Source organism: Sulfitobacter sp. PR48, from assembly GCF_028807335.1.
GTDB lineage: Bacteria > Pseudomonadota > Alphaproteobacteria > Rhodobacterales > Rhodobacteraceae > Sulfitobacter.
The window spans coordinates 310,924-322,657 of sequence record NZ_JARAMM010000004.1 but is presented as its reverse complement, the minus strand read 5'-3'; the positions used below and the strand labels follow the sequence as shown (position 1 = coordinate 322,657).

At 64.7% G+C, this 11,734-nt stretch carries 12 protein-coding genes; 4 read left to right on the top strand and 8 right to left on the bottom strand.

Going from position 1 to position 11,734, the window contains the following annotated elements; genetic code table 11:
• Positions 1-418 precede the first annotated feature (418 nt).
• Positions 419-1,324, top strand: coding sequence for a bestrophin family protein (locus PVW51_RS07870; protein WP_274574409.1), 906 nt, complete (start codon positions 419-421; stop codon positions 1,322-1,324).
• Positions 1,325-1,449: 125 nt separating this feature from the next.
• Here the strand turns inward: PVW51_RS07870 and PVW51_RS07865 are convergent, their stop codons facing one another.
• The 6 genes from PVW51_RS07865 to argH are packed head-to-tail and all read right to left on the bottom strand — an operon-like array spanning position 1,450 to position 7,467.
• Positions 1,450-4,059, bottom strand: coding sequence for a TIGR02302 family protein (locus PVW51_RS07865; RefSeq protein ID WP_274574408.1), 2,610 nt, complete (start codon positions 4,057-4,059; stop codon positions 1,450-1,452).
• Between the two features lie 37 nt (positions 4,060-4,096).
• Positions 4,097-5,362, bottom strand: coding sequence for a diaminopimelate decarboxylase (gene lysA / locus PVW51_RS07860; RefSeq protein ID WP_274574406.1), 1,266 nt, complete (start codon positions 5,360-5,362; stop codon positions 4,097-4,099).
• 42 nt (positions 5,363-5,404) lie between these two features.
• Entirely contained in the window at positions 5,405-5,722 is a 318-nt protein-coding gene (locus PVW51_RS07855; protein WP_269362261.1) for a DUF2834 domain-containing protein, read from the bottom strand.
• 1 nt (position 5,723) lies between these two features.
• Positions 5,724-5,903 (bottom strand): hypothetical protein, encoded by a 180-nt coding sequence (locus tag PVW51_RS07850; RefSeq protein WP_274574405.1) that lies wholly within the window; start codon positions 5,901-5,903, stop codon positions 5,724-5,726.
• Complete coding sequence (locus PVW51_RS07845; protein ID WP_274574404.1) at positions 5,900-6,079, bottom strand: hypothetical protein; 180 nt, start codon at positions 6,077-6,079, stop codon at positions 5,900-5,902. Before PVW51_RS07845 ends, PVW51_RS07850 begins: the two co-directional genes overlap by 4 nt.
• On the bottom strand, positions 6,076-7,467 hold the full coding sequence (gene argH, locus PVW51_RS07840; protein WP_274574403.1) for an argininosuccinate lyase: 1,392 nt from the start codon (positions 7,465-7,467) through the stop codon (positions 6,076-6,078). Before argH ends, PVW51_RS07845 begins: the two co-directional genes overlap by 4 nt.
• Positions 7,468-7,488: 21 nt before the next feature.
• Here argH and PVW51_RS07835 point away from each other — a divergent pair, with 21 nt between their 5' ends.
• Positions 7,489-8,058 carry a TlpA family protein disulfide reductase gene (locus PVW51_RS07835; protein ID WP_274574402.1) on the top strand — a complete coding sequence of 190 codons (570 nt, stop codon included), beginning with the start codon at positions 7,489-7,491 and terminating at the stop codon, positions 8,056-8,058.
• 40 nt (positions 8,059-8,098) lie between these two features.
• On the top strand, positions 8,099-8,812 hold the full coding sequence (locus PVW51_RS07830) for a hypothetical protein (protein ID WP_274574401.1): 714 nt from the start codon (positions 8,099-8,101) through the stop codon (positions 8,810-8,812).
• Here the strand turns inward: PVW51_RS07830 and PVW51_RS07825 are convergent.
• The gene (locus PVW51_RS07825) at positions 8,746-9,825 is read right to left on the bottom strand and encodes a Hint domain-containing protein (protein WP_269362268.1); all 1,080 of its coding nucleotides are present in this window, start codon (positions 9,823-9,825) and stop codon (positions 8,746-8,748) included. The genes PVW51_RS07830 and PVW51_RS07825 overlap by 67 nt on opposite strands.
• A 299-nt stretch (positions 9,826-10,124) precedes the next feature.
• On the opposite strand from PVW51_RS07825, the gene PVW51_RS07820 reads away from it, so the two are divergent.
• Positions 10,125-10,652, top strand: a complete 528-nt coding sequence (locus tag PVW51_RS07820; protein WP_269362269.1) for a winged helix DNA-binding protein — start codon at positions 10,125-10,127, stop codon at positions 10,650-10,652.
• A 10-nt stretch (positions 10,653-10,662) separates the two neighbouring features.
• Here the strand turns inward: PVW51_RS07820 and gap are convergent, their stop codons facing one another.
• Entirely contained in the window at positions 10,663-11,664 is a 1,002-nt protein-coding gene (gap, locus tag PVW51_RS07815; RefSeq protein ID WP_274574400.1) for a type I glyceraldehyde-3-phosphate dehydrogenase, read from the bottom strand.
• Between the last annotated feature and the right edge of the window lie 70 nt (positions 11,665-11,734).

Here is an 11,734-nt window from a genome sequence, read left to right as displayed (position 1 = left end):
GCCTTCATCAGAGTGCCTTCATCAGAGTGCCTTCATCAGAGTGCCTTCATCAGAGTGCCTTCATCAGAGTGCCTTCATCAGAGTGCCTTCATCAGAGTGCCGTGATGACATGTCAAATATGACATGTCATCACGGCACTCTCTGTCACCTCAGGCGCGAGGAGATCAGGTTGCGTCTCGCCCGGGGCGGGCAGCGCCCGGTGGATTGCCGCGTCGGGCTTTCCTGCGCCAATCATCTCGCCCCCTGACCGATTGCAAACCGGCCCTTCTCCGGGACAAGGCGCTTTTGCACGCTGCAACGGCGCAACGTGACCCGCCAATCCCCGCCCCAGCCGTTAAGAAAACCTCGCGGGGCACCCCCTTCCAGACCCCGCGTTTCCGCATTTCCCACAGGTAACCCGCCAGGAGACCAGATCAGAATGATTGTCCGGGACCACCCCTCAACACTGCAGCTGTTTATCGTCATGCAAGGCTCGATCGTGCCAAAGATCATGGGCAAGATCCTGGGCATTGCGGTGCTGACCGGACTGGTGCTCTACCTTGACCGATACCATGTCGGCCTGCCCCATATCTCGATCTCGGCCATGGGCATCTTCGGCGTGGCGCTTTCCCTGTTTCTGGGGTTTCGCAACAACGCCGCCTATGACCGGTGGTGGGAGGCGCGCAGGCTCTGGGGGTCGATGATCGCGGATGTGCGCAACCTGGGCCGGCACATGTGCATCTTTGTCGGCAACGGCACGGACCGCGCGCGGATCCTGTCCTGTGCCGTGGCATTTGCACATCTGCATCGCGGCTACCTGCGGCAGGTGGATACGCGCGGCGATATCGTCGGTTGGGTCGGCGCCAAGAAAGCCGATGCCATGCTCGCCCATCAGAACCCCGCAGATGCCGCCCTGCGTTCGATGGCGGACCAGATCGGCAATCTGACGGGAAAGGAGGCAATCAGCGGCTTTGGCCAGATGACCATTTCACAGACCCTCTCTTCCCTGGCCCTTGCACAGGCGGGCTGCGAACGCATCCTGACAACACCGCTGCCCTTCGTCTATTCGCTGCTCATCCGCCGGACGACCTATCTCTACTGCTGGCTGCTGCCCTTTGCCCTGATCGAAGCCACCGGCTGGTTCGCACCAATCTTTGCCGCCGTCGTAGCCTACGTCTTTTTCGGCCTGCAAATGGTGACCAATGAACTGGAGCTGCCGTTCCAGAACGTCCACAACGGGCTGCCGCTCGATGCCATGTGCCGCACCATCGAGATTTCGGTGGCCGAAGCCCTCGAACAACCGGCACCCGAACCGCTCAAGGCCAGCAACTACGTGCTGACCTAAAGCGTTTCGGGATATACCTGAATCACTTGTTCGCTGCCTCTCCCTTCGGCCCTACGCGAAAAGCGACGCGGGATGTTTCAAGCCTATCCCGAAACGCTGTAGTTCAGGCCCCCTCCGAACCCGCGTCAGAACCGGTCAAGCAGCCGGTTCAGATAATCGCGTTCCAGTTCCGGACGCTCGGTCTGGCCCGAGCGGCGGCGGATTTCATCCAGCAGGCGGCGGGCGCGGTCACTGGCATCCGGCCCCTCGCCGATGCGGCCGCCGTCCGACAATCCACCCTCGGCGCTTTCGCCCTCGCGGCCCAGCGGGTCACGGTTGGCGCGGCCGCCCTGTTCGGTGTCGCCCTGACCGGGCTGCTGCTGACGTTCCTGCTCGGCCATCGCCTCGCCCAGCGCGCGCATGCCCTCGCGCAGCGCCTCCATGGCCTGCGACTGGTTGTCGATCGCCTCGGCCAGATCATTGTTGCGCAGCGCCTCTTCGGCACCGTCCATGGCCCGGCCCGCCCGGTCCAGCGCATCCCGCGCCGCGCGGCCCTCGGGCGTGCCCTGACCCGGCAGGTTCTGCTGCTGGCGGCGCAATTCCTCGCGCAGCGCCTGCTGACGTTCCGCCAGCCCCTCCTGGCCCTGTCCCGGCTCGGCCTGTTCGCCGCGCTGGCCGTTCTCGCCCTGCTGCTGATCCTGGCCCTGACCCTGCCCGTTCTGGCCCTCGTGGCTTTCGCCCCGGCCCTGACCGCCGTTGCGCCCCTCGTTGCCCTGGCTTTCGCCGGCCTGGGCGCCGGGGTTGAACTGTTCCTGCAGATCCCGGAATGCCTGATCGCTCAGCCCCTGCTGCTCGCGCAGGGTCTCCGACAGCCCCTCCATCGCCTGCTGCCCCGGAGACTGCCCGTTCTGGCCCGGCTGCCCCTCGGTCACGCGCATGTTCTCCATCAGCTCCTGCAACTCGCGCAGCGCCTCTTCGGCCTCGGCCATGCGGCCCTGTTCCATCAGCTCCTGAATGCGGTCCATCATGCGCTGCAGGTCGTCCTGCGTCATCTGCATGGTCTCGCCCTGTTCGCCCTGCTGCTGCGGGTCACCGTTCTGTTCGTTCTCCTGCGCCTGCTGGCGCTGCAACTGCTGCAGATATTCCTCTGTCGCACGGCGCAGCTCATCCATCAGCTCGGCGATTTCCTCCTTGGAGGCGCCGTTCTTGATCGCCTCGTTCAGCCGGTCCTGCGCCCGTCGCATCCGCTCCAGCGCATCGGCCAGCACGCCTTCTTCCAGCTCGATGGCCAGCCCCCAGAGGTCCTCTGCCAGCTCGTCCTGAATCTCGTCGCTCAGACCATAGCGGGCATGAAGCTCAAGCCGGTTGATCACATCGCGCAGCCGCAGCGCCGTCACCTCCGAGCGGAACAGATCCCCGGGCCGGTAGGCCACCGCGCGCAACACCTGCGCCATCCGCGTCGTGTTCGACTTGGACCACAGCAGGTCGCGCCGCATCTCGATCACCGCCGCCGCTGCCGGGTCGAAAAAGCGTCGCCCCGGCAGGGTCATCTGGCGCGGTGCCGTCTGGCCGATCTGCTCGGCGGAATCCAGCACGCTCATGCTGATCCGGACGGGCAGGTTCGCCCAGGGGTGTTTGGAGAAATCCTCGATCAGGTTTTCCTCGAAATCCGCGCGGTTCCCCGCGATCGGGGTCGGCAGCGGCACAATCACCTCCGGGCGCGGGTCCGGATCCACCACCAGCCCGTAGCGCCGGCTGACCGAGGCAAGATCCAACGTGATCCGTGCCTCGCCCGCCTCCACGCCATAATCGTCCCGCGCGGCAAAGGGCAGACGCATCTCGCCCAGCGCCGAGACCTCGGGCGGGCCCAGCTGTTCCACCTCGGGGGCGGTATCGGCCAGCATGGTCACATCCCAGCGCCGCCCGCCGGGCCCGTCAATCGCGATGCTGCCATCCTGCACCACGGCAAAATCCTGCGCCGGGTCAGAGGCCGCAGGCACATCCGTGGTGCGCCCCGACACGGTTTCCGCCAGCGTCAGCGCGCCCACATCGCCATAGAACCGCAGGGTGATCAGCGTGCCCGCAGGCAGGGTCAGCGGCCCGGCGTCCAGATCGTTCAGATACAGCGTCGGCCTGCCGGTATAACGCGGCGGCTCCGCCCAGCCCTCCCAGACCGGACCCTGCGCCAGCCCGCCCCGGCCCGGTGCCATATCCGCCACCGAGGCCACCCGCAGCACCGAACCGAAGAGCAGCGCCATGCCAAAGGCCAGCACCGCCACATAGCGCAGCGCATAGGGGTCGCGCCGCGACACCCGCAGATCGGCAGGCACCGCCCGGGCCGTGGCCGCGCGCGCCGCCATCCGCGCCTTATGCGCGCGCCAGACCGCCATCGCCGCCGGGTCGCCCTTGCCGATGGCCGGATCGTCCAGCAGCGCCTGAATCGGACGCCCCGGCAGGCTGCGGTCCAGCCGCGCCATGGCCGCGCCCTGCGTGGGCAGGCGGAACCGGCGCAGCGCATGGACCAGCGCCGCCAGCCAGCCCAGGCCCGCCACAACCGCAGCGCCCCAGACCACCTCAAGGCTGACCACGTCCTGCAGGCCCATCATCAGCGCCGCCAGCACCAGAAGCGTGACGCTCAACAGCGGCCAGAGCGCCTGCACCAACCCCTCGGCCAGCATCCCCGCCCATGTCAGGCGCAGCGGCCAGCGCAGGGCGGACAGCGCGTCCTTGCGGTCGGTGTTGGGGGATGTGTTCATCAGGAATTGCCTCCGGCGCGGCCGCAGGCAATATGCCTTACAACCATTCAGGGATGGTATCGCGATTTATCATTTCGTCAAAGCTCGGACGTCGGCGGATAACCGCGAATTGATCCCCATGCACCAGAACTTCCGGAATCAGGGGCCGGGAGTTGTATTCGCTGCTCATGACCGCGCCATATGCGCCCGCAGAACGGAAGGCGACAAGATCGCCCGCCGCCAGCGGCGGCATCATCCGCTGCCTTGCAAAGGTATCGCCGGATTCGCAGACCGGCCCCACCACGTCGATGGGCGCACGTTCCACGCCCGCGGCGGGTTCCACCACCGGGATGATGTCGTGCCAGGCATCATACATCGCCGGGCGGATCAGGTCGTTCATCGCCCCGTCCAGGATCAGGAAATCGCGCCCCTCGCCGGATTTGACATAGATCACCTCGCTCACCATCAGCCCCGCATTGCCCGCGATCAGCCGGCCCGGCTCGATCTCGATCTCGCAGTCCAGATGCCCCAGCGTCCGCTTGACCATGGCACCGTAATCCGAAGGCAGCGGCGGATCGGCATTGCTGCGCTCGTAGGGGATGCCAAGGCCGCCGCCCAGATCCAGCCGCCGGATCTCATGGCCGTCGGCGCGCAGCACCCCGGTCAGCTCCGCCACCTTGCGATAGGCCAGCGCATAGGGTTCCAGATCGGTCAGCTGCGAGCCGATGTGCACGTCGATGCCCACCACCTCAAGCCCCGGCATGGCCGCAGCCATGCGGTAGACCTCGCGCGCGCGGGCGATCGGGATGCCGAACTTGTTCTCGGATTTGCCGGTGGCAATCTTGGCATGGGTCTTTGCATCCACATCCGGGTTCACGCGGATGGTGATCGGGGCGACCTTTCCCAGGGCGCGCGCACAGGCATCCAGCACCGCCATCTCCGGCTCGCTCTCCACGTTGAACTGGCGGATGCCGCCCTCAAGTGCGGTGCGGATCTCCTCGCGGGTCTTGCCCACGCCGGAGAACACGATCCGTTCGCCCGGCACACCTGCCGCCCGGGCGCGCCGGTATTCCCCGCCCGAGACCACATCCATCCCCGCACCCGCCTGCGCCAGCGTGCGCAGCACCGCCTGGTTGGAATTGGCCTTCATCGCATAGCAGACCAGATGATCCATGCCCTCCAGCGCCTCGTCGAACAGCCGGAAATGCCGCAGCAGGGTGGCGGTGGAATAGACGTAAAACGGCGTGCCGACCGCAGCGGCAATATCGGCCACAGCAACATCCTCGGCGAAAAGCGCGCCGTCGCGGTAGAGAAAGTGATCCATGTTCTTTTTGGCCTTAAATATTCCCCGCCGGAGGCTCCCGTCCTATCGGACCGGCGCCGTCCGCAAAAACAGATAGAGCGGCAGCCCGCAACTCACCCCGATGCAGAAGGTCGCGGGAATCGCGATCAGCGCCCCCCAGTTGCGCCGCACCGCAACCTCGGCCAGGATCCAGAGCGTCAGCGTGACCGCCGCGATGGTCAGGTCCCAGACCAGCCCGCTGGCCGCCGCATTGGCATGCCAGGCCGCCACCATTGCCATGATGTCCCAGCCATTGGCCTGGAACCAGGTGATGAAATAATACATCGGGTGGATTGCTCCCCAGACCGCAAGCCCGAGGAATGTCATCCGCAGTGCCGACATGTCAGAACCTTTTCTTCACGCCGATGTTGGCATAGCCCGAGATGCTGACCCCCGGCGTCAGATTGGTCGGCTGCTGGCGCGTATCCGCCCGGCCCGCCGGATCGTCATCGGGGTTCTTCGGCCCGCAGGAGACCAGAGCCGCAAGCGCCGCAAGCGCCGCGATGATCCGGGCGGCCCTCACAGGCCCAGCCCCAGCGACATCCCGAAGGACCCCTGCCGCAGCCCCAGGCTGGTGCCCGCCTGCATGCCGCTGCTGGACAGGGTGACGGTCGAATTCGCCGATGGCTGCACCGGCTCGCCGTCCGCGCCGCAGGCCACCAGCGCCGAGATGCCCAAAAGGGCCAGGATGATCCTCATGCCAGAATGTCCTTCCACCGTTCGATCTGAACGCGCACCTGCGCCGGTGCCGTCCCGCCATAAGACATACGCGAATTCACGGAATTTTCCACGCCCAAGACATCGAAAACACCATGCGTGATCCCGCCATGCACCGATTGCATCTGTTCCAGCGTCAGGTCGGGCAGATCGCAGCCCGCCTTTTCCGCCATGCCCACCAGGGTGCCGGTGACATGATGCGCATCGCGGAACGGCAGGCCCAGCACCCGCACCAGCCAGTCCGCCAGATCCGTGGCGGTGGAAAAGCCGCTGCCTGCGGCGGCGGCAAGATTGTCGCGCTGCCCGGTCATGTCGCGCACCATGCCCTCCATCGCGGCCAGCGCCAGCATCAGGTTGTCGGCAGCGTCAAAGACCTGTTCCTTGTCCTCCTGCATGTCCTTGGAATAGGTCAGCGGCAGCCCCTTCATCACCATCATCAACGCGGTATTGGCGCCAAAGATGCGGCCGATCTTGGCGCGGATCAGCTCGGCGGCATCGGGGTTCTTCTTCTGCGGCATGATGCTGGAGCCGGTGGAAAACCGGTCCGACAGCGCCACGAAACGGAACTGGGCCGAGGACCAGATCACCAGCTCTTCGGCAAAGCGGCTGAGGTGCATGGCGCAGATGCTGGCGCAGGACAGGAAGTCCAGCGCGAAATCCCGGTCGCTGACCGCATCCAGCGAATTCGCGCAAGGACGGTCGAAACCCAGCGCCTGCGCGGTCATGTCGCGGTCGATGGGAAAGGAGGTGCCGGCCAGCGCCGCGGCCCCCAGCGGACTTTCGTTCATCCGCTTGCGGGCGTCGCGCACCCGGGAAAGATCGCGGCCGAACATCTCCACATAGGCCAGCATGTGATGGCCCCAGGTCACCGGCTGGGCGGTCTGCAAATGGGTGAAACCGGGCATCACCCAATCGGCACCCGCCTCTGCCTGTGCCAGCAGGGCATGGATCAGCGCCACCAGACCGGCGTCAAAGGCATCGAACTGATCGCGGGTCCAGAGCTTGAAATCGGTGGCAACCTGGTCGTTGCGGCTGCGCCCGGTGTGCAACCGGCCCGCGGGTGCGCCGATCAGCTCCTTCAGGCGCGCCTCCACATTCATGTGGATGTCCTCAAGGGCTGCGGAGAATTCGAATGTGCCGCCTTCGATCTCTGACAAGATCGTGAGCAAGCCTTCCCGGATCGCCTCCGCATCGCTATCAGTGATGATGCCCGTGGCAGCCAGCATGGCGGCATGGGCACGCGAGCCTTCGATGTCCTGTGCGGCCATCCGCTTGTCAAACGAGATCGAGGCATTGATCGCCTCCATGATCGCGTCTGGCCCGGCGGCAAACCGGCCACCCCACATCTTGTTGGAAGTCGTGTCAGTCATGTCAAACCCTCGGAGGGACAGATGAGAAAATTCGTGCTCGGCCTCGTGTATACGGCCCTGTTGGCAGGTGCAAACCCCGCATTGGCCGGGACGGTGGACATTCTGGGCCTGCGCGCGGGGGACATGAAAAAGCTGGTGGTGCATGACACGCCTGCCGCCACCTCCGATGCCGCCTTCGACCTGGCCGACGGGGCGGGCAAGGGGACGCTGGCCGATTACCGGGGCAAATATGTGCTGGTGAACTTCTGGGCGACCTGGTGTGCGCCCTGCCGCAAGGAAATGCCGCAGCTCGACGCGCTGCAAAGGGAATTCGGCGGCGATGATTTCGAGGTGCTGACCATCGCAGCGGGGCGCAATTCCCCCGAAGGCATCAAGAAGTTCTTTGCCGAGGCCGGTGTCACCAGCCTGCCGCGCCACCAGGATCCGAAACAGGCCCTGGCCAGCCAGATGGGGATTTTCGGCCTGCCGATCACCGTGCTGGTGAACCCCGAAGGCCGCGAGATCGCACGGCTGCGCGGGGATGCGGACTGGTCCAGCGACAGCGCAAAATCCATCATCAAGGCGCTGATCGCAGAGCGCGCCGGCGGTTAACGGGAGCGGCCCCGTGAAGCTGTAACCCGCAGATCGCGGCGTGACGTGCAGCGGCGTTTTCAAAAACGCCGGACCGAATTCTTCAAAGAATTCGCAGCGGCGCACCACCTCGAAAAAGCCCAACCCGCAGATCGCGTCGCAACGCCCGGCGGTGTTTTCAAAAACACCGGACCGAATTCTTCAAAGAATTCGCAAAGGCGCACCGCTTCGAAAAAGCCCAACCCGCAGACCGCGTCGCAACGCCCAACGGCGTTTTCAAAAACGCCGGACCGAATTCTTCAAAGAATTCGCAAAGGCGCACCACCTCGAAAAAGCCCAACCCGCAGACCGCGTCGCAACGCCCGGCGGTGTTTTCAAAAACACCGGACCGAATTCTTCAAAGAATTCGCAGCGGCGCACCACCTCGAAAAAGCCCATCCTGCAGATCGCGTCGCAACGCCCGGCGGCGTTTGCAAAAACGCCGGACCGAATTCTTCAAAGAATTCGCAAAGGCGCACCGCTTCGAAAAAGCCCGACCCGCAGATCGCGTCGCAACGCCCAACGGTGTTTTCAAAAACACCGGACCGAATTCTTCAAAGAATTCGCAAAGGCGCACCGCTTCGAAAAAGCCCAACCCGCAGACCGTGTCGCAACGCCCAACGGTGTTTTCAAAAACACCGGACCGAATTCTTCAAAGAATTCGCCCCCTCACGCCGCGTGGTTCAGGATCGCCGCTTCGGAGGCCGACAGATTGCGCCGCGAGAAACTGCCATAGGTATGCGGATCGTATTCAAGCTCCGGATGGGTGGCCAGCAACCGCTTGCGGTCGCCCTCGTCCAGCGCGGATAGCGCCGCAGAGGCGGGATGAAAGCTTTCGGTCTCCACGCTGTTGGCCCAGAGTACCTGATGGGAATCAAAGAGCACGTGGATATAGGTGACCTCGCGCATTTTCAGATCCACGGTGATGGTATCGCCGTTGATCAGGTCCTTCGCGGCGACCAGCACCTCGGGGGTGTTGAACAGCTCCTGCGCGGTCGGACCCTTGATCAGCAGGCGGTGCTGCGGTGACACGATCAGATCCGCATCGGGCTCGCCCGCGTTCAGCACACCGGCCGCGATCCGCACCGGGCGCAGCTTGGGCATCGCGAACAGCCGCGCCCCGGACATGCGCCTGCTGCCGACCCAGCGGATCGGCTGGGCGCCGTCATCCTTGGTCTGCACCAGATCGCCCTCGCGCAGGTCCTCGATCAGGCGCTGGCCTTGGGGCGTGCGGATGCGGGTGCCGGGGGTGAAACAGATCACGCCGCCATCAGTGTCCGAAGCCGCATTGCCGCAGGAGGGGCCAAGGGTGTGATGCACGATCCACAGATCGCAGTTGCGCGGCGGCATCTCATCCAGAAACATCAGCAGGGGCTGGCTGCCACGGCCCAGTTCGATCAGCGTCACGGTATAGCTGCGCCCGCCGTCGGTCACGACAAAGCTGTTGTCCATCAGCGGACCGGTATCCTGCCCCGCCCCGCGCAGACCGCCCCTGAAGGCGCCGCCGCTTTCTTCCAGCGCCGCGCCGACCAGCCGCCGCACCATTCTGGCAGCGCGTTTGCGCAGATTTTCCGCCTCGTCTGCCTGGTCCAGCCGCAATACGTCATTCGGGCCATCGACCCGGATCGCGTCCCCTCGCCAGGCCCATGCCGCCCCCACAGAGAGAGATTGCACCGGCGCGGCTTCAAGGCCGTCTATTTCTGTTTGCGACCAGCTGATGACAAACGTGCCCTTAAAGCCCGTTTTCATTGCTCGTTCTGCCTGCCTCAGTTTTTTATTACCCCATAGGTAGCAAAGCTTGCCCGACCTGCATAGCCATAATCATGTCATTTTTCAGGGTGTTGCAAAATGACCTTGATGTCGGGCCGGAACCTTTGGGGCGGTCTGGCCTTCCCCCCGGCGCCGGGGCGCGGCGGGGTGCAGATGGCCTGAGCCCCCCCTTCCGGCAGCGTCTGCCACGGAATCTGCCCATCATTTACCACAAATACCGTTGCAAAACACCGGCGATTTGTTAACGTCAGATGGGTTACCTTGGTTCAGGAGTTGTCATGTCCCAGCCGCCGAAAGCCCTGCCGGGGCGTCGCATCGTCTCTTCCCGCCACCTGGCAGAGGGCGAGGGCTGGGAAGCCTCCGAGCTGGAATACGGGATGATCATCGCCTTCAACGCCTTCACCCGCTGGATGTCGCGTTGCATGGCGGCGGCGGGCAATGCCGACCTGACGCCGCTGGAAATCCTGGTGCTGCACAACACCAACCACCGCAGCCGCGAAAAGCGGCTGACGGACATCTGTTTCCTGCTGAACATCGAGGACACCCATACCGTCAACTACGCGCTGAAAAAGCTGCTGAAGTCGGACCTTCTGGTGGCCGAAAAACGCGGCAAGGAAGTGTTCTACCGCACCTCGGAGACCGGTGCCGCGCTTTGCGATGCCTACCGCGCGATCCGCGAGACCTGCTTTCTCGACGGGCTCAACCGGATGGATCTGGGCGGCGACGACCTGCGCCTGGTCGCCGCCAGCCTGCGCACCATGTCGGGGCAATACGATCAGGCCAGCCGGGCTGCCGCCTCGCTCTGATCCACCCGGGTCAGAGCAGCGCGGCCATGGCGCGGGCGGTGTCGTTCATCCGGTTGGAGAAACCCCATTCATTGTCGTACCAGCTGACCACCCGCACCAGACCGCCATCGGTCACGCTGGTCTGCGCGGCGGCAAAGCAGGAGGAATGCGGATCATGGTTGAAATCCACCGAGACCAGCGGATCGGTCTCATAGGACAGAACCCCTTTCAGCGGGCCCTGCGCGGCCTTTTCCAGCGCCGCATTGACCTCTGCCACCGTGGCCTTGCGCCCGGGCAGGAAACACAGGTCCACCATCGAGACATTGGCCACCGGCACCCGCACGGCAGAGCCTTCCAGCCTGCCCTTCAGCCCCGGCAGGACTTCTGAAATCGCCGCCGCCGCCCCGGTCGAGGTCGGCACCATGGACAGTGCCGCCGCGCGCCCGCGATACAGGTCCTTGTGCGGCGCGTCATGGGTCGGCTGGTCGCCGGTATAGGCGTGGATCGTGGTCATATAGCCGGTCTCGATCCCGAAATTCTGCTCCAGCACCATGGCCACCGGGGCCAGGCAATTGGTGGTGCAGGAGGCGTTGGAAACGATCACGTCATCCGCCGTCAGATCGCCGTGGTTCACACCATAGACCACCGTGCGGTCCACCCCCTTGCCGGGGGCCGAGATCAGCACCCGCTTCGATCCGTTCTCCAGATGTTTGGCCGCGCCCTCGCGGGTGGTGAAGATGCCGGTGCATTCATAGACGATGTCCACGTCGGCCCAGGGCAGCCTGGCCGGGTCACGCTCTGCCGTCAGGCGGATGGTATGATCACCGACGCTCAATGTGTCGCCGTCCAGGCGTGCCGTTTCGGTCAGCCGCCCGTGTACGGAATCATATTTCAGCAGGTGCAGCAGGGTCGCCGCCGGGGCCAGGTCATTGACCGCCACCACCTCGATCCCCCGGGCGCCGTTTTCCAGCAGCGCGCGCAGCACGTTGCGCCCGATCCGTCCAAATCCGTTGATTGCGATTTTCGTGGTCATGATATTTTTCTCCCCTTCCGGACCGGTCCATTCCGCGCGACACCGCGAATCCCGCCTGTTGCAGGACATC